The 23,817-nt window shown below is 45.3% G+C and carries 22 protein-coding genes; 20 read left to right on the top strand and 2 right to left on the bottom strand.

Annotated elements, in window-relative coordinates; all coding sequences use genetic code 11:
- Positions 1 to 73 precede the first annotated feature (73 nt).
- The 20 genes from flhB (at position 74) to ACXAER_RS17875 (ending at position 21,826) form a co-directional block, all read left to right on the top strand.
- Complete coding sequence (gene flhB, locus ACXAER_RS17970; RefSeq protein WP_474831506.1) at positions 74 to 1,198, top strand: flagellar biosynthesis protein FlhB; 1,125 nt, start codon at positions 74 to 76, stop codon at positions 1,196 to 1,198.
- Positions 1,199 to 1,363: 165 nt separating this feature from the next.
- A complete protein-coding gene (flhA, locus tag ACXAER_RS17965) occupies positions 1,364 to 3,463 on the top strand; it encodes a flagellar biosynthesis protein FlhA (RefSeq protein WP_474831504.1) in 2,100 nt (699 codons plus the stop codon).
- 29 nt (positions 3,464 to 3,492) lie between these two features.
- A complete protein-coding gene (gene flhF / locus ACXAER_RS17960) occupies positions 3,493 to 4,902 on the top strand; it encodes a flagellar biosynthesis protein FlhF (RefSeq protein ID WP_474831502.1) in 1,410 nt (469 codons plus the stop codon).
- 5 nt (positions 4,903 to 4,907) lie between these two features.
- Positions 4,908 to 5,774, top strand: a complete 867-nt coding sequence (locus ACXAER_RS17955; RefSeq protein WP_118489983.1) for a MinD/ParA family protein — start codon at positions 4,908 to 4,910, stop codon at positions 5,772 to 5,774.
- Positions 5,771 to 6,502 (top strand): RNA polymerase sigma factor FliA, encoded by a 732-nt coding sequence (locus ACXAER_RS17950; RefSeq protein ID WP_474831498.1) that lies wholly within the window; start codon positions 5,771 to 5,773, stop codon positions 6,500 to 6,502. Before ACXAER_RS17955 ends, ACXAER_RS17950 begins: the two co-directional genes overlap by 4 nt.
- A 36-nt stretch (positions 6,503 to 6,538) precedes the next feature.
- Positions 6,539 to 6,922, top strand: a complete 384-nt coding sequence (cheY, locus tag ACXAER_RS17945) for a chemotaxis response regulator CheY (RefSeq protein WP_025254383.1) — start codon at positions 6,539 to 6,541, stop codon at positions 6,920 to 6,922.
- Positions 6,923 to 6,956: 34 nt separating this feature from the next.
- A complete protein-coding gene (locus ACXAER_RS17940) occupies positions 6,957 to 7,712 on the top strand; it encodes a protein phosphatase CheZ (protein WP_474831495.1) in 756 nt (251 codons plus the stop codon).
- A 12-nt stretch (positions 7,713 to 7,724) separates the two neighbouring features.
- Positions 7,725 to 9,986: a chemotaxis protein CheA gene (locus ACXAER_RS17935; protein ID WP_474831493.1), complete on the top strand. Its 2,262-nt coding sequence runs from the start codon at positions 7,725 to 7,727 to the stop codon at positions 9,984 to 9,986.
- Between the two features lie 28 nt (positions 9,987 to 10,014).
- The gene (locus tag ACXAER_RS17930) at positions 10,015 to 11,145 is read left to right on the top strand and encodes a protein-glutamate methylesterase/protein-glutamine glutaminase (RefSeq protein WP_474831489.1); all 1,131 of its coding nucleotides are present in this window, start codon (positions 10,015 to 10,017) and stop codon (positions 11,143 to 11,145) included.
- A 28-nt stretch (positions 11,146 to 11,173) separates the two neighbouring features.
- A complete protein-coding gene (locus tag ACXAER_RS17925) occupies positions 11,174 to 11,938 on the top strand; it encodes a ParA family protein (RefSeq protein ID WP_474831487.1) in 765 nt (254 codons plus the stop codon).
- A 7-nt stretch (positions 11,939 to 11,945) separates the two neighbouring features.
- Complete coding sequence (locus tag ACXAER_RS17920) at positions 11,946 to 12,746, top strand: chemotaxis protein CheW (protein ID WP_474831485.1); 801 nt, start codon at positions 11,946 to 11,948, stop codon at positions 12,744 to 12,746.
- Positions 12,747 to 12,763: 17 nt separating this feature from the next.
- Positions 12,764 to 13,255, top strand: a complete 492-nt coding sequence (locus ACXAER_RS17915; RefSeq protein WP_474831482.1) for a chemotaxis protein CheW — start codon at positions 12,764 to 12,766, stop codon at positions 13,253 to 13,255.
- A 58-nt stretch (positions 13,256 to 13,313) separates the two neighbouring features.
- Entirely contained in the window at positions 13,314 to 13,748 is a 435-nt protein-coding gene (locus ACXAER_RS17910; protein ID WP_474831479.1) for a DUF2802 domain-containing protein, read from the top strand.
- A gap of 108 nt (positions 13,749 to 13,856) precedes the next feature.
- A complete protein-coding gene (gene metA / locus ACXAER_RS17905; protein WP_474831476.1) occupies positions 13,857 to 14,795 on the top strand; it encodes a homoserine O-succinyltransferase MetA in 939 nt (312 codons plus the stop codon).
- Positions 14,796 to 14,798: 3 nt separating this feature from the next.
- Positions 14,799 to 15,866: a homocysteine S-methyltransferase family protein gene (locus tag ACXAER_RS17900; protein WP_474831474.1), complete on the top strand. Its 1,068-nt coding sequence runs from the start codon at positions 14,799 to 14,801 to the stop codon at positions 15,864 to 15,866.
- A gap of 9 nt (positions 15,867 to 15,875) precedes the next feature.
- The gene (metH, locus tag ACXAER_RS17895; RefSeq protein ID WP_474831471.1) at positions 15,876 to 18,500 is read left to right on the top strand and encodes a methionine synthase; all 2,625 of its coding nucleotides are present in this window, start codon (positions 15,876 to 15,878) and stop codon (positions 18,498 to 18,500) included.
- A 23-nt stretch (positions 18,501 to 18,523) separates the two neighbouring features.
- Positions 18,524 to 19,114 (top strand): DUF938 domain-containing protein, encoded by a 591-nt coding sequence (locus ACXAER_RS17890; protein ID WP_474831469.1) that lies wholly within the window; start codon positions 18,524 to 18,526, stop codon positions 19,112 to 19,114.
- Between the two features lie 97 nt (positions 19,115 to 19,211).
- Positions 19,212 to 19,496 (top strand): pyrimidine/purine nucleoside phosphorylase, encoded by a 285-nt coding sequence (gene ppnP / locus ACXAER_RS17885; protein ID WP_474809242.1) that lies wholly within the window; start codon positions 19,212 to 19,214, stop codon positions 19,494 to 19,496.
- A gap of 90 nt (positions 19,497 to 19,586) precedes the next feature.
- Complete coding sequence (locus tag ACXAER_RS17880) at positions 19,587 to 20,810, top strand: YjgN family protein (RefSeq protein WP_474831467.1); 1,224 nt, start codon at positions 19,587 to 19,589, stop codon at positions 20,808 to 20,810.
- Between the two features lie 5 nt (positions 20,811 to 20,815).
- Entirely contained in the window at positions 20,816 to 21,826 is a 1,011-nt protein-coding gene (locus ACXAER_RS17875; RefSeq protein WP_474831464.1) for a M48 family metallopeptidase, read from the top strand.
- A gap of 1 nt (position 21,827) precedes the next feature.
- Here ACXAER_RS17875 and ACXAER_RS17870 read toward each other — a convergent pair whose 3' ends face one another.
- Together ACXAER_RS17870 and ACXAER_RS17865 are read right to left on the bottom strand one after the other, a co-directional pair.
- On the bottom strand, positions 21,828 to 22,724 hold the full coding sequence (locus ACXAER_RS17870; protein ID WP_474831462.1) for a LysR family transcriptional regulator: 897 nt from the start codon (positions 22,722 to 22,724) through the stop codon (positions 21,828 to 21,830).
- 16 nt (positions 22,725 to 22,740) lie between these two features.
- Positions 22,741 to 23,709, bottom strand: coding sequence for a hydrogen peroxide-inducible genes activator (locus ACXAER_RS17865; RefSeq protein ID WP_474831459.1), 969 nt, complete (start codon positions 23,707 to 23,709; stop codon positions 22,741 to 22,743).
- Positions 23,710 to 23,817 lie beyond the last annotated feature (108 nt).

The raw sequence follows: 23,817 nt of genomic DNA, 5'->3' as shown, positions 1-23,817 counted from the left end.
TAGTCGTTTGCAGAGTATGGCGAGACTGTGAACAGATTGGTTGGATAAACTAGGCGAGAGAGCATAATCGAGCATGGCAGATTCAAGCGAAAAAACAGAAGACCCCACGGGGAAAAAACTCGAAGATGCCCGAAAAAAAGGGCAGCTAGCCCGTTCCCGTGAACTATCCACTACGTTGGTGCTTATCGTCAGTGCCTTTATGTTTTTATTTGTAGGCGGCTGGATTGCTGAATCTGTTTTTAAACTTACTCAGCGAATGTTCATCCTTTCTCGTGACGAAACCTATGATATCACCCACATGTTTGGCGCGTGGGGTGAAGCTTTTTCTGCGGTAGGTCCAGCGGTATTGCTTTATATGGTGGTTGCTATGATAGCGGGCATTTATGGCTCTATCGCCCTTGGTGGTTTCAACTTTACTTGGGAAGGCGCGAAGCCCAAAGGCTCTAAGATGAGCCCAATTCAAGGGTTCAAGCGAATGTTCGGCACGAACGGCTTGGTTGAGTTGCTAAAATCCATAGCAAAAGTGGTGGTCATAATTGGCATGGCTATTGGGGCGTTACTGTTCTTTGAAGATGAAGCGCTCCACCTTGATATGGAGCTTTATCCGGGAAACATCTTTCACGCACTCGACATGCTCAAGTGGGCGTTTCTTATCCTGGTGTGCGGCATGATCCCCATTGCACTCATCGATGTGCCTTATCAAATGTATAAGCACAATAAAGAAATGAAAATGACCAAGCAAGAGGTTAAAGACGAGCGAAAAAATGCAGAAGGCGACCCTATGGTAAAAGGGCGTATTCGTCGCTTGCAATATCAGGCGGCAACTAAACGCATGATGCAGGAAGTCCCACAGGCAGACGTTGTTGTGACTAACCCCACCCACTTTTCTGTAGCCATTAAGTACGACGAACAGGGAATCAGAGCCCCAGTTGTGGTAGCAAAAGGGGCTGATGAATTGGCTATGCATATCAGAAAAATTGCTACCGCCAATGACGTACCTTTAATACCTTCTCCTATGCTCGCTCGTGCCATCTTTTATTCGACAGAAGTCGACGATGAAATTCCGAACGCCTTATTTATGGCGGTAGCGCAGGTGCTAGCACACGTCTATCAGCTTAAAGCACATAGGGCAGGAAAGGGTAAGCGTCCTAAACCACTTAAACGAGATTTGCCTATCCCTCCAGAATACCGTCGCTAAGTGACTATTTTACTGCGGTTTTTTTTGCCTTTTTATACTTGTCGCATACTTTTGGGCTCTATTGGTGTATGTATATGCCGCTTTGTATAAAGCTGGCACGTTAGTTGAAAACTCTATTGAAGATTTACATAAAGCGTCAATTTTCTGATAGAGAGACACCCAGCCATGCAGTTATCCGGTTATCTTCAGCGATTCGATAAAAATCAGCTGCAAAATTTTACCAGTGGTTTAGGCGCGCCTATTGTCCTTTTGGCAATCATGGGAATGGTAATACTACCCATGCCGCCGTTTTTACTCGACGTATTGTTTAGCTTTAATATTGCGCTCTCTCTCGTCATTATTTTGGTAGCGGTACTCACCCAACGCCCTGTGGATTTTGGTATTTTCCCACTTGTACTCCTAATAGCGACAGTTCTGCGTTTGGCGCTTAACGTTGCGTCTACGCGGGTTGTATTACTGTACGGCCACGAAGGGGGAGATGCGGCAGGTAAAGTGATTGAAGCCTTCGGTGCTGTGGTTATCGGTGGTAACTATGCTGTAGGTATTGTTGTCTTCGCTATCCTTCTTATTATCAACTTCAAGGTAGTAACTGCTGGTGCGGGACGTATTTCAGAAGTGAGTGCTCGCTTTACCTTGGATGCTATGCCAGGTAAGCAGATGGCAATCGATGCCGACCTTAATGCAGGCTATATCGACCAAGACCAGGCGCGTCAGCGTCGCGAAGAAATAACCGCAGAGGCTGACTTTTACGGGTCGATGGACGGTGCATCAAAGTTTGTAAAAGGCGATGCGGTTGCCGGCCTTTTTATCATGCTTATCAATATTGTTGGCGGCTTATTCATAGGCATGATTCAGCACGGTCTTTCATTTGGAAATGCCATAGAGATCTACACCATTTTGACCATTGGTGATGGTTTGGTGGCGCAGATACCTTCATTGCTACTTTCGGTAGCAACAGCGATTATCGTTACTCGAGAAAACGAAACCCAAGAAATGGGTAAAGAGATCCGTGGTCAGCTAGGAAATAATCAAGCGCTCTATATAGCATCAGGCGTGCTTTTCGTCATGGGTATCATTCCGGGTATGCCTCATATCGCATTCTTGGGTTTTTCATTTTTGATTGCGGGCTTCGCATATTGGCAGACAGTTCAAGCTAAGAAGAAAGCTGAAGAACCTCAATTGCCAGAGAATATATCAAAAGATGAAACTGTTGCACCTGAAGTTAAAGAGCTGGGATGGGACGACGTTCAGCAGGTGGATACCATTGGTTTAGAAGTGGGCTATCGCTTAATTCCGCTTGTTGATAAATCTCAAGGTGGTGAGTTGTTGACACGAATTAAAGGCGTACGTAAGAAACTATCGCAAGAGTTGGGCTTCCTTATTCCACCTGTTCATATACGCGACAACTTAGACTTAGAGCCTAACACTTATACCATCGCTATGCTCGGCGTCACTATTGGCGATTCCGTTATAAGTCATGACGAAGAGCTTGCCATTAACCCAGGGCAAGTGTTCGGAAAATTAGAAGGACGCGCTACTAAAGACCCTGCTTTCGGGCTAGATGCGGTGTGGATTAAGCCTAATAAGCGCGAGCACGCGCAAACGCTTGGATACACGGTTGTTGATGCCGCTACGGTTGTGGCGACTCATCTAAGTCAGTTACTTTCAAATAACGCCTATCAGTTACTTGGGCATGAAGAAGCGCAACAGCTTCTAGATATGCTGGCCAAACAGCACCCTAAATTGGTGGAAGGACTAGTACCAGATATTCTCCCGTTAAGTACGGTAGTGAAAGTACTGCAAACCTTATTGTTTGAGGGCGTGCCTATTCGCGATATGCGTACCATTGTACAAACGCTTAGTGAGTACGGTACACGTAGCCAAGACCCAGATGTACTGGTGTCTGCAGTGCGTATTGCCCTTAAGCGTTTAATCGTTCAGGAAATTACTCAGGGGGCAAAAGAGATACCTGTCATAACCTTGGCGCCAGAGTTGGAACAGATGTTGCACCAGTCACTTCAAGCAGGTGGCGAAGACGGTGCTGGCATAGAGCCAGGTCTGGCAGACAAGCTGCAGAAATCATTGCAGCAAGCCAGTCAGCAGCAAGAGTTAGAGGGAGAGCCTGCGGTACTCCTTACCTCTGGAATGCTACGACCCGTACTGTCTCGCTTCTTAAAGTATTCGGTTGTTGGGCTTCATGTTCTTTCTTACCAGGAAGTGCCTGATGACAAACAAATAAAAATAGTCAGTTCGGTCGGTCAATAATCTGACACTGGGTGATTGGAGAGGTTGCAATGAAAATTAGACGTTTCTTCGGCAAAGATATGCGTGAGGCGTTAAGCCAGGTTAAAGCTGAGTTGGGCAGTGACGCCGTGATCATGTCAAATCGCAAAGTTGCCGACGGTATTGAGCTTGTTGCAGCCTACGACAAAGAGCCTGAAGCTAAGCTTTTCACGCCTAAGGCGGCACCACAGACCGCTGCTAAAACGCCTGGCCAAAAGGCTGTGCCTAGCTTAAGTGAAATTATTGGCGACGATGGTCCTGATAGCTTAAAAGCCTTGTTGGAAAAGCAGCATGGTGGAAACACAGTTGCAGGCAGTTCTGCACAACCAGCACAGCCAATGTCAACGAACGCTAAGCACGCCAACGAAATTGCATCTCACTTAGATTTTTCAGAAGCGTTTATCGACGACCTTGAAACACAGTCACCAGTACAAGATGCTATCGAGCAACAGACTTTTCCTGAGCATCAAGCGTCAAGTATGGGTGAAACTTCTGTATCCCAGTCTGCTGAACTAGCTCAAATCAAAGAAGAGTTAGCTTCACTTCGCGACGTATTGCAGTATCAAGTTGCTGACCTAATGGAAGCGAAGAACAAGCGTCAAAAACCTGTTCATCAATACTTGGTCACGCGATTAACCGATATGGGTTTGAGTAGTGCACTTGCAACTCAGCTGATTAGCTATACACCGGCTCATTACAACGAACGTGACGCGTGGGTATATCTTCTTAACCTATTGGCTAATCGCATAAATGTTACCGGAAACGATATACTTAGCTCACAGGGTGCGGTTGCATTAGTCGGGCCTACTGGTACAGGTAAAACAACCACGGTTGCAAAGTTAGCCGCCCGCTACGCACAGAAATATGGTGCAGAATCGGTGGCTATGATTACTATTGATACGTATAGAATTGCAGCCTATGAGCAACTAGCGACATACGGAAAAATTATTGGCTGTACTGTGCGAAAAGCGCAAACTAGTGAAGAACTTGCAGATTTATTGTTCCAACTTCGTCATAAGCGACTAGTATTGATTGATACAGCAGGTTTTAGTCAGCGTGATAGTCGATTAATTAAGCAAATTAAGCAGTTCGATAATGGCCAAATGCCAAAAGTTAAAAAATATTTGGTAGCGCAAGCCAATACGCAATATCCGGCTTTGCAGAGAATCATTCAAGCGTATGACGATATTGAACTAAGTGGCTGTATTTTCACAAAGTTAGATGAGTGCTACTCTTTAGGAGAGGTACTTAGTGCAGCGGTTGAATACCAACTACCGGTTAGTTATGTCACCGATGGTCAAAAAGTGCCTGAAGACATTAAGATTGCAGAAGCGAAATCTTTAGTTTCCGCTGCTGCAAAGCTTTATAAAAAGTACGGTTTGAATCATACTAGTGGTAACAACGCAATTAAAACAGCATAAGCAGTATGATTGACGATCAAGCGAGTAGCTTAAGAAAAATGAAGCAATCACGGTTAATCAAAGTAATCGCCGTCACCGGTGGTAAAGGTGGCGTCGGTAAAACAAATATTACGCTTAACACTGCTATCGCCATGGCGAAGCAGGGCAAGCGTGTAATGGTTCTTGACGCGGACCTTGGTCTTGCAAACGTAGATGTGATGTTAGGCCTGCGAGTTGAGAAAAACCTATCTCACGTACTCTCTGGCGAGTGCACGTTAGACGAGGTTTTAGTAACCGGCCCCCACGGTATTAAGATTGCTCCCGCCACATCTGGAACCCAGTCAATGGCGGAACTCTCACCCACACAGCACGCTGGCTTGATAAGAGCGTTTAGCGAGCTGCGTTCTCAAATAGACGTATTAATAGTCGACACCGCTGCTGGCATTTCAGATATGGTATTAAGCTTTTCTAAAGCCTCCCAAGATATCATGGTGGTGGTTTGCGATGAGCCAACATCACTAACTGATGCGTATGCGCTGATAAAAATCCTTAACCGTGAGCACGGTGTTTTTCGCTTTAAAGTTGTGGCCAATATGGTTCGCGATGTGCGAGAAGGTCAGGAATTATTTAGCAAATTAAGCAAAGTGACAGGGCGTTTTCTTGATGTTGCACTAGAATTAGTGGCGACGGTGCCATTTGACGAAAATATTCGCAAGGCTGTGCGTAAGCAAACAGCTATTGTTGATGCTTTTCCTGGCTCTCCTGCAGCCGTAGCGATAACCAAGCTAGCAAACAGGGCGCTTACTTGGCCTATTCCAGCGCAGCCTGGAGGTCACTTAGAATTTTTCATTGAACAATTAGTTGCAGAAAAAGCCGTAGGAAGTCAACGTTGAACAGCAAGGCCGCCGCTTATCAACAGCAAACAGATAAATCGCAGTTAGTCGAAAGACATGCGCCTCTGGTTAAGCGAATTGCGCACCATTTGATGGCGCGACTGCCTGCGAGTGTACTTGTTGATGACCTTATCCAATCAGGCATGATTGGCTTGCTAGAGGCCGCACGGAATTTTGACGGTTCTAAAGGCGCAAGCTTTGAAACATTTGCAGGTATTCGCATCCGCGGTGCCATGCTTGACGAAATACGCAAAGGTGATTGGACGCCACGTTCTGTTCACCGCAATGGTCGCGCGATTACTGAGGCGATATCTCAGGTAGAAAGTGAAACTGGGCGTGACGCAAGAGATTCTGATATTGCTGACAAGCTAAATGTAAGCTTGCAGGATTATCATCAGATGCTTAATGAAGTCAATGCTGGAAAGTTGGTGGGCATTGAAGATTTGGGGGTGTCGGAGGATGTGATCACTACAGAGCAAACTAGAGGTAGTGATGCACCGCTGGAAGATTTGATGCAAGGGGCTTTTCAAAAAGCGTTGGCCCATGCAATCACGACATTACCCGAGCGAGAAGCGATTGTTCTTTCACTTTATTATGATGAAGAACTAAACTTAAGAGAAATAGGCGAGGTTCTTGACGTAAGTGAGTCGAGAGTCAGTCAAATTCACAGTCAAGCCATGTTAAAACTCAAATCACGAATGAAGTCGTGGCAAGCTGACGAAGAATAGAGATTAATAACAATTAACCCCTCAGTGGAGGCTATTTTGGATAAAAGCATGAAAATTCTCGTGGTCGATGACTTTTCAACCATGAGACGCATCATCAAAAACCTACTCAAAGATTTGGGTTTTGCCAACATTCAGGAAGCGGATGACGGAAGCACTGCATTGCCAATGTTACAACAAGGCGATTTCGATTTCGTAGTTACTGACTGGAACATGCCTGGCATGCAGGGCATCGATTTACTACGCGCGATAAGAGCAGATGATAAGCTTAAGCACTTGCCTGTGCTTATGGTTACCGCTGAAGCGAAGAAAGAGCAAATTGTTGCCGCCGCGCAAGCGGGTGTTAATGGCTACGTCGTTAAACCTTTCACAGCAGCAACGTTAAAAGAAAAATTAGATAAAATATTCGAACGTTTAGGTTGATCCAGACGCTCAACAGATAAATGAGGTTTACTGGATGTCAATGAATGTAAACGTTCCAATATCGTTGGAAGAAGCAAAGCAACTTGTCACTTATCTTGAAGAGGGTGACAAGACCTCTGCTAATGCACTACTTGAAGCAGTCTCAATGAAAGAAAATGTTGAGTTGTTTGCTGAGGTAGGAAAGTTAACGCGTCAACTTCACGACGCATTGAACAACTTCCAAATAGACGATCGCATCAAAAATTTAGCTACAGACGATATTCCCGATGCACAGTCCCGCCTTACCTACGTAATTGAAGAAACTGAAAAAGCTGCTAATACTACTATGGACGCCGTTGAGGCGAGCATGCCGATAGCTGAATTGCTTTCGGAGCGAATCGAGAAGGTAATGCCAGAGTGGAAAAAGCTGATGAACCGCCAAATCGAGTTGGGTGAGTTTAAGGTTTTATGTGCAGACTTAGACGAATTGTTGGAAGACGGTTCGAATCAGTCAGCTAAACTTACACAGTTACTTACTGAAGTTTTGATGGCACAAGGTTATCAAGATTTAACTGGGCAAGTTATTCGTCGCGTAATTGACCTGGTTAAAGAGGTAGAAGAAAGCCTTGTAAACATGTTGACCATGTTTGGTGAGCGTGACGGTGCAGAACAAACTAAATCATCTAGCGTTAAGGCCGATAAGGTTGATGGTGTAGAGGCAGAAGGCCCAATTATTGATGCCGAAAAACGAGATGACGTCGTTTCAGGCCAAGATGATGTTGATGATCTTTTGTCTAGCTTAGGTTTTTAGGGGAGCGGGTGCATGTCGTTTGATGTTGACGAGGAAATATTACAGGACTTTCTAGTTGAGGCTGGAGAGATACTTGAACAATTACAAGAACAGCTCGTTGATCTTGAGAACAATCCTGAAGATGCGGATTTGCTAAACGCAATTTTTCGCGGTTATCACACGGTAAAAGGTGGTGCTGGTTTCCTTTCTCTTACTGAGTTAGTTGAAATTTGTCACGGTGCTGAAAACGTTTTTGACGTCATGCGCAATGGCCAAAGAACGCTAACGCCTGAGTTAATGGATATCATTTTGCAAGCCACTGATGTGGTGGTTGAAATGTTTGAGCGAGTGAAAGCTCAAGAGCCACTAGAGCCGGCGGATGCACATCTTGTCGACCTGTTACACAAACTCAGTCGCCCAGAATCTCCAGATGAAAACATTTTCGACAATGCAAGTGCACCCGAGCAAGAAGTTGTCGCGGCTGAGCCCGAGGTTGTTGCAGAAGAGCCCGAGCTAACTATAGATGAACCTGTGCCTGCTGCGTCAGATAGCAGTGAAAGTAGCGGCGGTATAGAAGAAATTACCGAAGACGAATTTGAGGCTCTTCTCGATGAGCTTCATGGAGGTGGTGCTCCAGGACAAGCTTCATCAACCAATACAGAACCCGCCAAACCGGAGCCTGAGCAAACGTCAGCACCAGCGGCGAGCACTGACAGTGATGACATTACTGATGAAGAGTTCGAGGCACTGTTAGATGACCTGCACGGAAAAGGTCAGTTTGGTGGGGACGAAAAAAGCGCACCCGAGGCTGCACAAGCGTCAACTCCGCCAAGCAGTGCAGGTGATGAAGAAATCACAGACGATGAATTTGAAGCGCTACTCGATCAGCTTCATGGCTCCGGTCAAGGGCCTACTAAACAAGGACCTGGTGCAACGGCACCTGAACCTCCTGTAGATAAAGCGGCCACCGAAGCTGTTCAAAAAGCAAAACAATCAGCGCCTAGTGCAGCGGCAGCGCCTAAGGCGAACCCAGCACCGAGTGCAGCAAAAACGAGCAAAGCAGCTGCGCCAAAAACGGCTGCCAAGAAAGATGATAAGAAAGGCGCTCCTGCTCCACCGCCTGCCGAGACGACGGTACGTGTAGATACCAAACGCTTAGATCAGATTATGAACATGGTCGGCGAGCTAGTTCTGGTTAGAAACAGACTGATAAGCTTGGGTATCAACAGCAACGACGAAAGCATGTCGAAAGCCATTGCTAATCTAGATGTAGTGACGGGTGACTTGCAAGGTGCGGTAATGAAAACCCGCATGCAGCCCATTAAGAAAGTTTTCGGGCGTTTTCCTCGCGTTGTACGTGACCTAGCAAGAAGCTTAAAGAAAGAGATTACCTTAGAGCTTGTGGGTGAAGAAACGGATTTAGATAAGAACTTGGTTGAAGCATTGGCCGATCCGCTTGTGCATTTGGTTAGAAACTCTGTTGACCACGGAATAGAAATGCCAGATGACCGCGCGGCCGCTGGTAAGCCTCGCATGGGTACGGTTCAGCTATCAGCATCTCAAGAAGGCGATCATATTCTTCTTACTATCGAGGACGACGGTAAGGGTATGGACGCGGAAAAGCTAAAAGAGATAGCTATTAGTCGTGGCGTACTAGACGCGGATGCAGCCGCACGAATGTCAGATGTTGAAGCGTTTAACCTTATTTTTGCGCCAGGCTTCTCAACGAAGACTGAAATTAGTGACATTTCAGGTCGCGGCGTCGGCATGGATGTAGTTAAAACCAAAATTAATCAACTAAACGGTACCGTCAATATCGATTCGCAACTTGGCAAAGGCACGCGATTAGATATTAAAGTACCGCTAACGCTAGCAATTTTACCTACATTAATGATTGTTGTAGGGAAACAGACCTTTGCGTTACCATTAGGTGCGGTGAACGAAATAATAAATATGGACATCAAGAAGACCAACACGGTGGATGGCCAGCTCACAATGATAGTTCGTTCGAAAGCAATTCCATTGTTCTTCCTTGGCGAATGGTTGATCCGAGGCCCCAAAAACATCGATAAAGAAAAGGGGCACGTAGTTGTGGTGCAAATTGGTACGCAGCAAGTTGGATTTGTCGTTGACGCGCTCATAGGCCAAGAAGAAGTAGTTATTAAGCCCCTTGACGCATTGCTACAAGGTACGGCGGGTATGGCTGGTGCAACAATTACTTCAGACGGTGGTATCGCACTAATTTTAGATGTTCCGAGCCTGCTAAAACGGTACGCGCGTAAACCCATCAAGTAAGGCGATGAATTAACGGGAATGATAATCCATGGTCTTTAAAGTCCTAGTCGTGGACGACTCGACCTTTTATCGCCGTCGAGTGCGAGAAATTCTCGATGGCGATAGAGAGCTTGAAGTTGTTGGAGAAGCGAGAAATGGGCAAGATGCATTAAACAAAGCGGAAGCACTTAAACCAGATGTAATAACCATGGACGTTGAAATGCCAGTTATGGATGGTATTTCAGCCGTTAAGGTTATTATGGATAAACGTCCAACGCCAATTTTGATGTTTTCCTCGCTAACGCACCATGGCGCACAGGCTACGCTTGACGCGCTAGAAGCCGGCGCCCTCGATTTCTTACCAAAGAAGTTCGAAGATATTGCGCAAGACAGGAAAGATGCTTCGCGCTTACTTTGCACTAAAGTTAGGTTAATAGCGCGAAGAGGGCTAGGTGTAAAGCGTCCTTCTCTTCGCACAATGGAAACTCGAAAACTTCCTGACAACGCGCCAAAGCAAGCTTTTTTCAAAACATCGGGGTTGCTATCTGGTCACAAAGATGCTGATAAGCAACCTACTGTTTCTTCAGTAAGAGCAACCGGGAAAAAGTACGCATGTTTAGCGGTAGGGGCGTCCACGGGAGGGCCGGTTGCACTGCAAAAATTGCTTTCCCCCCTGCCGGCAGAATTCCCTTACCCTATATTGTTAGTGCAGCATATGCCCGGAACTTTTACTACTGCATTTGCACAGCGTTTAGATAGCAATTGTAAAATTAAAGTAAAAGAAGCAGAGCATGGCGATATCTTAATGCCTGGACATGCCTACCTTGCTCCTGGAGGAAAGCAGATGCTGCTTGAAACAATTGGCAGCAATAAGCGAATTTCCATCGTTGATGCCAGCCAATCTGATAAGGTGAGTTACAAGCCAAGCGTTGACCTGACGTTTAGCTCATTAGCTAAAGTCTATGGAGGCGACGTACTTGGTATTATCTTAACGGGAATGGGTGCTGATGGAAGAGAAGGGTGCCGGTTACTCAGAGATAAAGGCGCGACTATTTGGGCGCAAGATCAAGACTCATGTGTGGTTTACGGAATGCCTCAAGCTGTCGCTGTGGCTAATATATCCAGTAAAAATATCAATATTGACGATATGAGCAGTTGCGTTCAAACCGAAATGCGATAGCAGTTTGAACTGTAATGGAACAGTAATTATGAAAGTGTGGACTGTGGCAAATCAAAAAGGCGGAGTAGGTAAAACTACTACAACCGTAAGCCTTGGCGGCTTGCTTGCTCAAAAGGGCAAACGAGTGCTTATGATTGACACTGATCCTCACGCATCGCTCAGTTATTACTTTGGTATTGATGCAGAGGCGACAAGTCATTCTGTTTACGACATTTTTATTAATTCTAATCAGATTACTGCCGATAAAGTAATGGACTGTCTCAGTCCTACAAAGCTCGACAATTTATATGTGCTACCAGCGACCATGGCTCTGGCAACCTTAGATAGAACAATGGGCAGCGAACAGGGTATGGGTTTAGTGTTAAAAAAAGCACTCGCAAAGATATCCGATGAATTTGATTTTGCTATCATCGACTGCCCTCCTGTTTTGGGTGTGTTAATGGTCAATGCGCTGGCGGCTTGCGATAAGGTAATTGTTCCGACGCAGACAGAGTATCTGGCCCTTAAAGGCTTGGATAGAATGATTCGTACTATGGAAATCATGGGGCGTTCGTTAGATAAGTCTTTTGACACCCTAATCATTCCTACTATGTTTGATAAACGTACAAATGCCGCACTGGCGTCGAGAAAGCGATTAATGAATGATTACGGTGAGCGTGTTTGGGAGGGGGTCATTCCGGTGGACACTCACTTCAGGGATGCTAGTTTGGTGCAGCTTCCTATCTCTGCTGCTTACCCAAAGACAAGAGGTGTAAATGCCTACGATAAACTGTTAGCCGTATTGGAGAAATAACAAGACCATGAGCAAGCAATCGCCATTTGCCCGTGAAGAAGTAATGGAGGCATATTTAGACAGTCTTCTGAAAGAGCCTGAAGCTCCTGAGGATGTTACTGCGCGCACGGCAAGACTGCTTGAGCAAGCCTCTCAACAAATGGCTGAGTCAACGCTTGTTTCTACAACTAGCGAACCGCTGGCCAATGATGAAGAAGTGTTAGTACAAGAGGTCTCTTCGTTAATTGAAAGTCAGAATTCACAAACGAGTGTAAGTGAAAAACAGGATTCGTTCGCTGACGTCCCTGCTCAAACGGAACAAGAAAGTGAGGTTGATACTCCCGAGAAGTTAAAAACTCCACTAAAGGATACTCTCGGTTTTCGCTTTCAGGCGCTATTCTTTGAGGTGGCTGGGCTAACACTTGCGGTACCCTTAACATCGCTAGGTGGCATCCATCAAATTGAAAAAATAGGCCCTTTATTTGGAAAACCTGACTGGTTTATGGGGGTAATGTTGCACAGAGAGTCTAAACTAAATGTTGTTGACTCTGCAAAATGGGTAATGCCAGAAAAATACAACGAAAATCTCGCACAATCGCTTAACTACCGATATCTTATAATGTTAGGAGAGAGTGCGTGGGGACTTGCAAGCGAAAAGCTTGTAAACACGGTCAATTTGACTGCCGATGACGTAAAATGGCGCGAGTCCACAGGTAAGCGTCCCTGGTTAGCAGGGATGGTTAAAGAAAAAATGTGCGCGTTAATTGACGTTGAAGAATTAATATCTATGCTTAACAAAGGCTTAGACAGTAACGACCAGACGCCATAGTATTGGGAGCCAGGTTCATGAGCGACGAAAGAATGAATAGTAACGCTACCGACAGCAACGACGAAGTCCTTCAATGGGTGACGTATCGCTTAGGTGAAGAAACTTACGGTATCAACGTAATGCAAGTACAAGAAGTATTGCGCTATACCGAAATAGCCCCTGTACCCGGTGCGCCTGATTATGTACTTGGTATAATCAACCTGCGCGGTAACGTGGTAACCGTCATTGATACCCGGGCGCGTTTTGGGCTACCCCCGACGGAAATCACGGACAATACACGCATAGTGATCATTGAGTCTGACGAACAGGTTGTTGGTATATTGGTGGATAGTGTGGCCGAAGTGGTGTACTTGAAATCATCAGAAATCGACAGCGCCCCTAACGTTGGCACTGAAGAAAGTGCCAAATTTATCCAAGGCGTTAGCAATCGTGATGGCGAACTGCTTATTCTTGTCGATTTGAATAAATTGCTAAGTGACGAAGAGTGGGATGAGCTTAGCAATATCTAAAAATAAATAGGCGACATGTATTGTCTATGTCGCCTCCATTTCCCCAAGGGTTATGTCCATGGAATGGCAGCTTGCTGCACCTACCTTAATTGAACTTATTTTGTGCGGCTTTATCGTTGTGCTTGCTGTTACGGTAAGTATTCTATATTCGCACGTTAAGCAGTTACGTACAGCTCTACACGATAACGAGCAAAATAGTGCTTCCGCAATTGCACGAGCAGAAGCGCTCGCTAAAGATGCAAATAACCAACAAACTGAGGCGCAAGCACGCACATTGGTCATTACTCGCCACATTCAAGAGCTAGACGAAAAACAAACTGATATTGAAAATCAGCTTCGAGAGCTCAAACTTCAAGATCCTTCCCTACGCCTATATCAACGTGCTGCAGACTTAGTTAAGCAAGGTGCCAGCATCGACGAAATTATTGAGGCCTGTGACATTCCTCGCGCTGAAGCTGAGATGTTAGTGATGGTGCATAAGCAAAATAGCTAACGTTTTCCCACCAAGTAAAAAACGTTTAGACGTCTAGACGTAAAGATGTTGACATATCGCCAGTTATAGACACAATACAAATATTGTAATTTATCACTGGAGCCCTCTATGCCAATTCGTATTCCTGAGCAGTTACCCGCGCAGAATGTACTACTAGGTGAAAATATTTTTACCATGGACATGGACAGGGCTGCCAATCAGGATATTCGTCCTCTTGAAGTCGGTATTCTTAATTTAATGCCGAACAAGATAGAAACAGAGGTACAGTTACTTCGTCTGTTATCGAACACGCCGCTGCAAATAAACGTGGATTTAATTCGAATTGATAATCAAGCGCCGAAGAATACCCCGCAATCGCACATGGATGCTTTCTATCACGACTTTTCAGCAGTCGCGAACAAGAAATACGATGGACTTATAGTAACCGGAGCACCTCTTGCGCTTATCGATTATGAGGAAGTGAAGTACTGGGAAACCATGACCACCATACTGGAATGGGCGCAGCGTCACGTGAACTCAACCCTTTACTTATGTTGGGCTGCTCACGCCGCCATGTATCACTTTTATGGTATTACTCGTGAGATCAAAGATGAAAAGTTTTCAGGTGTCTTTAAGCATAAAGTAAACGATCCTCATAATGAACTATTAAGAGGTTTTGACCCCACGTTTCACGCTCCCCATTCTCGTTACGGGCATATTGATACTTCGCTGTACAACAGTGTTGATGGGCTGAGCGTTGTGGCAGAATCTGATGATGTAGGCGCTTATATTGTAGCGTCAGAAGACAAGCGTATGGTGTTTGTAACGGGTCATCCAGAGTACGATCCAGATACGTTAAAAGACGAATATTTACGAGATATTGCCGCGGGACAAACGCCGTCAATGCCGAAAAACTATTTTCAAGGGGATGATCCAGCCAAGTCTCCTATTGTACAGTGGCGCTCGCACGGCAGCCTATTGTTTACAAACTGGCTGAATTATTATGTCTATCAGACCACGCCTTACGATTTAAGTCAGCTTGCTGAAAAGTCACAGCCAAAGAGGTAGCACGTGAGCCAAAGATCACATTCAAACGCGCAGGCAACGCTTACAGAAGCCGCTAATAAACGCATTCTAATTTTAGACGGTGCGATGGGCACTATGATCCAGCGCCATAAGTTGGAAGAAGAAGACTATCGCGGGAAGCAGTTTGCCGACTGGCACTGCGACGTAAAGGGCAACAATGATCTGTTGGTCCTTACTCAGCCAGATATTATTTACCAAATTCATTGCGATTATTTTGAAGCTGGTGCGGATATTATTGAAACGAATACGTTTAACGCCACTACTATCGCTATGGCCGATTATGACATGCAGGCCCAATCGCGGGATATTAATTTAGCCGCGGCTAAATTAGCGCGTAAAGCTGCCGATGCATTCACAGCTAAAACCCCCGAGAAACCCCGTTTTGTTGCCGGTGTATTAGGTCCAACAAACCGCACGGCGTCTATTTCACCTGACGTTAATGACCCAGGTAAGCGCAATGTCACCTTTGACGAACTAGTGGAAGCGTACAGTGAGTCAACCGAAGCCCTTATTGAAGGTGGCGTAGACTTAATCATGCTTGAAACTATATTCGATACGTTAAACGCGAAAGCAGCTGCGTTTGCCGTGGAGTCCGTATTTGAAAAACTGGGTAGGGCTTTACCCGTGATGGTATCAGGTACTATCACCGATGCTTCAGGGCGTACGCTCTCTGGTCAAACCGCAGAAGCGTTTTATTACTCAATGCGACATATTAGCCCATTTTCCTTCGGCTTAAACTGCGCATTAGGCCCAGATCTATTGCGTCAATACGTAGATGAAGTAGCCAATGTTAGTGAGTGCTTCATATCCGCACACCCTAATGCAGGCTTACCTAATGAATTTGGTGAATACGACATGGAAGGTCCAGAGATGGCCGAGCACATCAAAGAATGGGCGCAGTCAGGGCTAGTAAATATCGTAGGTGGCTGTTGTGGCAGTACCCCAGAGCACATTCGCGATATTGCCAACGCGGTCGAAGGTATTGCGCCACGCAAGCTACCCGAATTTGAACCTAAAATGCGTTTGTCAGGCCTAGAGCCGTTTGTACACTAGGAGGGCATTATGAGCGCAGAATTTTCAACATTTATCAATATCGGTGAGCGCACTAACGTTACAGGTTCTGCTCGCTTTAAACGTCTTATTCTTGAAGGTGATTATGAAACCGCACTTGATGTCGCAAGACAGCAGGTAGAAAACGGTGCTCAAATCATCGACATTAATATGGATGAGGCCATGCTTGATTCAAAGCAGGCCATGATCACCTTTTTAAACCTGATTGCCTCTGAGCCAGATATTAGCCGAGTTCCCATTATGATCGACTCGTCTAAATGGGAGATTATCGAAGCCGGGCTTAAGTGTGTGCAGGGCAAAGCGATTGTTAACTCGATTAGCTTAAAAGAAGGGGAAGAGATCTTCTTAAACCAAGCCAAGCTAATAAAGCGCTATGGTGCTGCAACCGTAGTGATGGCGTTTGACGAGACCGGCCAGGCCGATACACAAGCCCGCAAAGTTGAGATTTGTCAGCGTAGCTACAAGCTACTGACAGAAGAAGTCGGCTTTCCACCTGAGGATATTATTTTTGACCCCAACATCTTCGCAGTAGCGACGGGTATTGAAGAGCACGATAACTACGCGGTTGATTTTATTGAAGCTACCCGTGAGATACGTAAAACCTGCCCGTACTCTCATATTTCAGGCGGCCTTTCTAATATTTCATTCTCGTTCAGGGGCAACAACCCAGTGCGCGAGGCTATGCACTCGGTGTTTCTGTACCACGCTATTCGCGCGGGTATGGATATGGCTATTGTGAATGCAGGTCAGCTAGAGGTATATGACGAAATACCTGCTGAACTTCGAGATGCGGTTGAAGACGTGATTTTAAACCGCAGAAGTGATGCCACTGAACGCTTACTCGATATTGCCCCTAATTATCAAGGCGATGGAAAGGCTGCCGCGAAAGAAGATTTAAGCTGGCGCGAGCAAGAAGTAAATAAGCGCTTAGAGCACGCGCTTGTTAAGGGCATCACCGATTACATTATTGAAGATACTGAAGAAGCGCGTCAGCAAGCTGAGCGTCCGTTACACGTTATCGAAGGGCCATTAATGGACGGCATGAACGTAGTAGGGGATTTGTTCGGCGAAGGTAAGATGTTCCTTCCTCAGGTGGTAAAGTCGGCTCGCGTTATGAAAAAAGCGGTAGCCCATTTACAGCCATACATTGAAGAAGAAAAGTCAGACGATGCTAAAAGCAACGGTAAAATTCTTCTCGCTACGGTAAAAGGTGATGTTCACGATATCGGTAAAAATATCGTAGGCGTGGTACTTCAGTGTAATAACTTTGAAGTGATTGATCTTGGCGTAATGGTGCCAGCGGCGACAATCTTACAAACCGCTAAAGATGAAAACGTTGATATGATAGGCCTGTCGGGCCTTATCACACCTTCACTAGATGAAATGGTTCACGTTGCCAAAGAAATGGAGCGTCAGGGCTTTGATATCCCGCTGCTTATTGGCGGGGCGACTACGTCTAAAGCGCACACTGCGGTAAAAATCGAACAAAATTACCACGCGCCAGTGGCTTATGTTCCAAACGCAAGTAGGGCAGTAGGCGTATGCCAGCGTCTTCTAAACAAAGCGTCTCGTGATATTTACGCGCAAGAACTGGCAAAAGAATACGACACGGTACGCGAACAACACGCCCGTAAAAAGCCGCGCAGCAAGCCGGTGACATTAGCTCAAGCCAGAGAAAACGCTTTTAAGCCAGATTTTACGACTTTACCAGTAAAACCTGCGAACCTAGGTGTAACACCGGTAACCGCTGATTTGGCTACGCTGCGCAACTACATTGATTGGACGCCATTTTTCTTAACCTGGTCTTTGGCAGGCAAGTACCCACGTATACTTGAAGATGAGGTGGTGGGAGAGCAGGCACAGTCACTGTTTAACGACGCCAACGCCATGCTGGATAAAATTATCGAAGAGAATAGCCTTCAGGCGAAAGGCGTTATCGGCTTGTTTCCTGCCAACCGCGTTAATGACGATGTTGAAATTTATACCGATGAGTCGAGAAACCAGATTCAAGGTGTTGCCCATCACTTGCGTCAGCAAACCCTAAAAGACAAATTCGCTAATTATTGTTTAGCAGACTTTGTAGCTGAAAAATCCAGCGGCATAAATGATTATGTGGGCGCTTTTGCCGTCACCGGCGGTATAGGTGAAGACGAGCTTGCTGATAGCTATATTCAGACTGGCGATGACTACAATGGCATTATGGTTAAAGCGGTGGCAGACAGGCTTGCCGAAGCGTTTGCGGAATATCTGCACGAGCAAGTGCGTAAGCATTACTGGGGGTACGCCGCTGACGAATCACTAAGTAACGAAGAACTTATTCGCGAAAAGTACCAAGGCATTCGACCGGCACCAGGCTACGCCGCGTGTCCCGAGCATACTGAAAAGCAGCTTATTTGGGATTTATTGTCAGCAGAGCAGCATACAGGTATGAAGCTAACCGAAAGCTATGCTATGTGGCCGGGAGCTTCGGTATCCGGATGGTATTTCGCTCATCCTGATGCCAAATACTTTGCTGTTGCCAAAATTCAGACCGACCAGGTAGAAGATTACGCTACACGTAAAGGGTGGACGCTAGAAGAAGCTGAAAAGTGGTTAGGTCCTAACTTAAGTGATTAATGCTGATAAGGCAGGTAACGTGTATGCAAATCGAAAAGCCTTTTAGTCAGGCCTGTGAAAACAACAAGCGCGCTATTTTGAGCGTGCTTGAACGTACATTTGCTAACTGCCGACAAGTATTGGAAATAGGAAGCGGGACAGGACAACATGCCGTATTTTTGGCTGAACACTTACCCCACCTTATTTGGCACACAAGCGATCAAACGCACTATCACGAAGGCATTGCCGCGTGGCTGAGTGATTCAAATGCGGGGAATATAAAACCTCCCATAGCATTTACCGTTGGGCAAGATGACTTTCCCAACCTCGACATAGACGGCATTTTTACGGCAAACACCGCGCATATCATGCAAAAAGAAGAGGCGAAGCTACTAATGGAATCAGTAGCGTTGCACTTACCTAAAGGGGGCATATTCTGTCAGTATGGCCCTTTTACACACAGCGGCAAGTTCACTTCTGAAAGTAACCAAACCTTCCACATTTCGCTGCTAGAGCGAGGATATGGAGGTTACCGCGATATCAATGAGCTTACTGCTTGGGCAGGCGAGTTAAGCTTGCAAGAAATAATCGACATGCCCGCCAACAACCATATGCTTATTTGGAAGAAGCGCTAGAAAAGCATCTCTTGCATCAATGAAAGGGAACAGCCATTCCTGCATTCCCACGCTTCGCTAGGAAACTTGCCAGCGCCTTCTGAGTGGGTGATTATCTATGCGGATTGGTATACCCCATTATTTCGACAACAAAGTGAGCTCAATTGGGTTTGAATCTGCAAACGGCCCTTGTACCTCGGGCGTAATGTCACCGGGTGAATACACATTTTCTACCTCTCAAAAAGAGCTGATGAAAGTGGTTGAAGGTGAGCTAGTGGTAAAGCTACCGGGAAGTGACGAATGGCAGTCTTTCGCAACGGGTACCAGTTTTAATGTGCCTGCCGATGCATCTTTTGACGTAAAAGTGTCTACGCCTACCGCTTATCTTTGCTTTTACAGCTAGACGTTAATGATTAACTAGCTACGCGATCTTGCCATCTACTTCATTATTGCGTAGCTTTATAAAAAAACAAATCAAGGATGAAACGTTGCCATGACGGATGACAATGCATATACCCCCATGCCCGACTACGAAAGTTATAGTCTAGAAGAACTTGCCCAAGCGTTAAATTCCATAGACGCTGCTGAGTATCCAGAACGCGCTGCCAAGATTTCAGCCTTAATCGCTGAAAGAAAAAGTAAGTTGCACGCATCACACGAAACAATTAGTAAAGCGAATGATAAAATAATCCGTACCGATCAGATTAAGTTTCATGGTAAAGCGGGTGAGTTTTTTTCTATATGGATAGTTAATTTACTTCTAAGTATTGTTACCTTAGGTATTTATTCTGCATGGGCGACGGTGCGTACCAAACGCTATTTCTATAGCAATACAGAGCTTGATGGTCATCGCTTTTCTTACCTTGCTGAACCGCTACAAATTTTAAAGGGGCGGATAATTGCCGTAATTTTATTCGGTGGTTATTTTTTTCTAACTACGATAAACCCCGCTGCTGCGCTTATTTTCGCACTTATTCTCATGGCGTTAACGCCTGCTTTAATTATTATGAGTATGCGTTTTAGGCTTCGTATGACGGCATATAGAAACGTTAGATTTTCTTTTAAAGGCCGGTGGGGAGAAGCCTTTGTGTTATTTGTACTCTTGCCTATTGCAAGCATATTTACCCTGTACTTGCTTATGCCTTGGGTATTAAAGAAGATTGATGCGTTTTTAGTAAACGAATCATGTTTTGGCAATAAATCCTTTTCCACCACGCTGGATACGGGCAAATACTATCGAACATCAGTTGGTGTGCTGTTTATCTCTCTTTGTTTAATGCTAATTTCGTCTTTTGTTTTAGGAATTGGCGCTGTGGCAATGTCTAACGGTGAACCGTCGTCTGTTTCAGCTTTAGCACCAATACTGTTAGTTTTGTTTTACTTAGTAACTTACGCTGTAGTATCAGGTTACTACAATGCTCGAATTAGGAATCACATTTTCCAAAACACACAACTTGAAAACGTTGCTCAGTTTAATTCGTCGCTGGCAGCAGGTGCACTCATCAAACTGCGCTTAGTCAATGCGCTAGCGATTGTTCTAACTTTAGGAATGGCGCTTCCTTGGGCAAAAGTGAGAAGTGCAAAATTATTCGCCGACGCCACTGAAGTAAAAGTGCTTGAAGGTTTTGATCAGGTACTTGTTGGTAGTTCTGGTTCTGCTGGTGCGGTGGCAGAGGAAGCTGCGACTTTATTTGATGTAGACGTAGCTTTAGGTTAAATGCCGTGTCGGTATCACATTACTATTACGCAAGCGGTGTTAGTTCAGATATTGTGACCTGTAATATTGAGGGCGACGAGCTGGTTATTTTCTTTGACCAAAATGGCACTTCTAAACGGGTACACAGGTCAGAGATGACAACTCGCACAAAACTTGCGGGGTTACCACGAGAAGTGTCACTGGATGGCGGTGATTTACTTATGTGGTCGTCTAGCCCAGAGGAAGATGCCTGGCTTGATAAAAATCAATTGGTAGGGGTGAATAAATTAGAGTCGAAAAAGTCGTATTTAATGGCAAGTATAATACTTGTGCCTTTGCTTCTTTATGGACTATTCACCCAAGCTCTTCCTCGAATTGCCGTGTCGTTTTCTCAATATGTTCCCTACAGCATAAAAGAAATCGGTTCTCAACATACCTTGGCCGCGCTCGATAGCACTTTACTTAAGCCATCTGAACTTAGTACCGAATCAAAGGAATTGCACGCTAACAGTTTTTATTCACTATTAGCTCAAATAGAGACGGAAAATAAAAATTACCGCGTGCACTTTCGCCACTCTAACGTATTAGGTCCCAATGCTTTTGCCTTACCTGATGGCACTATTGTGTTTACCGACCAACTCATCGCTTTGGTTGAGGAAAATCAAGACGTATTAAACGCTATTTTTCTGCATGAAGTAGGGCATGTAGAAAACAATCATTCCATGCAGCTTATTGCAGAGTCACTATTCGCAACCCTTGCGATAAGTTATATTTTTGGCGACTTGAGTGGCGTTTTAGATGGTGTTCTAGGCGTAGGAACAAGTGTAGTTCAAAATCAATTTAGCAAAGCTCATGAATGGGAAGCGGACAACTACGCTATTGGTCAATTAAAAGCATTGGGTAAAGATCCCGCTGACTTCGCGGCTGCTATGGAAGCATTCCAAACGTTAGCCACAGAGCAGTCAGACGTTGATAGCTGGTTTAGTTCCCATCCACTTGTACAAGACCGTATTGATAATGCACGAATGGCAAAATAACCTATGAGGTGCTAAGCGAAAGAGTTTGGGACATTGCGATAAAGTCATCTACAAACCCCAGCGCGTCAGTAGCGTTGCGATGGCCCAAATATAGAGTTTTAGTCACGCCCGCTTCACCCATAGATTTTGTGCATAGCAATTTACTTTCCTTTGCCTCCTCAACAAGCCACTTTGGTAAAGCGGTAATACCGCGACCAGCAGCTACCATTTGTAAGATAATCTCTGTGGTTTCAATCGTTTTATGTTGCTTTACTGTGCAATTGGCAGGTGTAAGAAAATGCGTAAATACGTCAAGGCGACTATGCTCCACCGGATAAGTTATAAGGGTTTCATTACTTAAATCTTTTGGAGTGATAAATGATTTTCCTGCTAAGTTATGGTGTTTATCCATCACCAGTACCTGCTCGTATTCAAATACGGGGGTGTAGGTAATGGTGTCTAGATGCAGCGGGTCGGGCGTAAGTAAAATGTCTATATCGTACCCGTGTAGTGCCTGTAATCCGCCAAACGAAAATGCACGGCGTACATCAACATCAACATCGGGAAAGGCTTTTAAAAAAGGCGCGACAACTTTTAACAGCCATTCGAAGCATGGATAGCATTCCATCCCAATACGCAATATGCCTTGTTTTCCGTCGGCAAACTTTTGAAGCTGGGCTTCGGTGTGTTCAAACTGTGGTAAGACCCTGTGGGCAAGACCTAAAACACTTTGACCGGCTTGGGTGAGCGTTAGCCTTCTTCCTTCTTTTTTCCAAAGCGGCACGTCAAAATGCGCTTCTAATTTCTTCATGGCATGACTTAACGCTGATTGGGTAAGAAAAAGCGATTTTGCTGCTTCCGTCATGGTACCATCAGCGTCAATCGCTCGTACTATTTTTAAATGGTGTCTATCAATCATAGCGGCTATATTTAGATTAACGTTTCTGAGGTGAACTAGACGCGGAGCTAACAATAGTGACTGCGTCAGAAAGACGAGATTCGATGATCTCCTTTATGATAATAGAGATCTCTCTAAAGGTTTTCCTGCCTGGCGCCGTGTTTCTCCATGCCAAAGAGTGCTGACGCTCTATGGGCATATCTGCGATTTCACACACATGCAGTGCTTCAGGTTTGTGTAGCTCTGAATGTATGTAAAGACCAGGCAAAAAAGCCACACCCATCCCCATTACTACCATTTGGCGCAAAGTATCTAGGCTGGTTCCTTCGTAATCACGCTGTAAATCGGCACCAATTTCATCGCAGATACGCTGTACTTGATGGTGAAAATGATGTCGGTCTTCTAGCGTTAGTACTTTTTCACCACTTAATTCTTCTGGTTTAACATAGGCCTCACCCGCTAATTTATGATCGGATGGTGTGACAAATTTCAGCGGCTCTTTGAAAAGTGGCTGGGTTATCAATTGTGAGTTCTCACCCGAAAGTGGCGATAAAATTAAGTCATACTCGCCCCGCAAAAGACCATGCTGTAGGGCATTAGGCGCGCCTTCACGCACGTAAAAGCGCAAGCCAGGTTTACGTTTGTGTAAATCGGGCAAAACGAAAGGGAGCAAATAAGGACCAAGTGTTGGGGGAATACCCAATCGGAATGTCACCATTTCCCCTTGAGACAAGTCACGAGCAATTTCGCCGAACCTCTGAGAGGCCTGTAATACTTCTTCAGCCGCATCTAGCAGCGCTTTACCTTGTGGTGATAAAAGCGTGCCGGTGCGTGAGCGCTCAAATAAAGTTAAGCCTAAAAGGTTTTCCAGTGCACTAATTTGACTGGTCAGAGTAGGCTGACTAATTCCTAGTATTCCCGCAGCCTGTCTGAAGCTCAAGTACTTAGCCACTGCTACAAAATAGCGGATTTGGTTTATTGACGGGGTCTTTCCGTTAAATTGCATGGTGAAAATGGCCTTCTCTTACTAGACTCATAGTTGATGATGTTTTGGTTGTGATAGTATTTAGCTATCGCGAGTTAGTATATTAAACTATTAATCTATCAGGTGAAA

The sequence above is a fragment of the Alteromonas sp. AWJ4_199 genome, assembly GCF_056159165.1.
The sequence above is the reverse complement of the archived record's forward strand: the minus strand, read 5'-3'. Positions and strand labels throughout refer to the sequence as shown.

Coding starts and splice junctions, on each gene's coding strand:
- flhB (WP_474831506.1), top strand. CDS start 74: ATGGCAGATTCAAGCGAAAAAACAGAAGACCCCACGGGGAAAAAACTC.
- flhA (WP_474831504.1), top strand. CDS start 1,364: ATGCAGTTATCCGGTTATCTTCAGCGATTCGATAAAAATCAGCTGCAA.
- flhF (WP_474831502.1), top strand. CDS start 3,493: ATGAAAATTAGACGTTTCTTCGGCAAAGATATGCGTGAGGCGTTAAGC.
- ACXAER_RS17955 (WP_118489983.1), top strand. CDS start 4,908: ATGATTGACGATCAAGCGAGTAGCTTAAGAAAAATGAAGCAATCACGG.
- ACXAER_RS17940 (WP_474831495.1), top strand. CDS start 6,957: ATGTCAATGAATGTAAACGTTCCAATATCGTTGGAAGAAGCAAAGCAA.
- ACXAER_RS17935 (WP_474831493.1), top strand. CDS start 7,725: ATGTCGTTTGATGTTGACGAGGAAATATTACAGGACTTTCTAGTTGAG.
- ACXAER_RS17930 (WP_474831489.1), top strand. CDS start 10,015: ATGGTCTTTAAAGTCCTAGTCGTGGACGACTCGACCTTTTATCGCCGT.
- ACXAER_RS17925 (WP_474831487.1), top strand. CDS start 11,174: ATGAAAGTGTGGACTGTGGCAAATCAAAAAGGCGGAGTAGGTAAAACT.
- ACXAER_RS17920 (WP_474831485.1), top strand. CDS start 11,946: ATGAGCAAGCAATCGCCATTTGCCCGTGAAGAAGTAATGGAGGCATAT.
- ACXAER_RS17915 (WP_474831482.1), top strand. CDS start 12,764: ATGAGCGACGAAAGAATGAATAGTAACGCTACCGACAGCAACGACGAA.
- ACXAER_RS17910 (WP_474831479.1), top strand. CDS start 13,314: ATGGAATGGCAGCTTGCTGCACCTACCTTAATTGAACTTATTTTGTGC.
- metA (WP_474831476.1), top strand. CDS start 13,857: ATGCCAATTCGTATTCCTGAGCAGTTACCCGCGCAGAATGTACTACTA.
- metH (WP_474831471.1), top strand. CDS start 15,876: ATGAGCGCAGAATTTTCAACATTTATCAATATCGGTGAGCGCACTAAC.
- ACXAER_RS17890 (WP_474831469.1), top strand. CDS start 18,524: ATGCAAATCGAAAAGCCTTTTAGTCAGGCCTGTGAAAACAACAAGCGC.
- ppnP (WP_474809242.1), top strand. CDS start 19,212: ATGCGGATTGGTATACCCCATTATTTCGACAACAAAGTGAGCTCAATT.
- ACXAER_RS17880 (WP_474831467.1), top strand. CDS start 19,587: ATGACGGATGACAATGCATATACCCCCATGCCCGACTACGAAAGTTAT.
- ACXAER_RS17870 (WP_474831462.1), bottom strand. CDS start 22,724: ATGATTGATAGACACCATTTAAAAATAGTACGAGCGATTGACGCTGAT.
- ACXAER_RS17865 (WP_474831459.1), bottom strand. CDS start 23,709: ATGCAATTTAACGGAAAGACCCCGTCAATAAACCAAATCCGCTATTTT.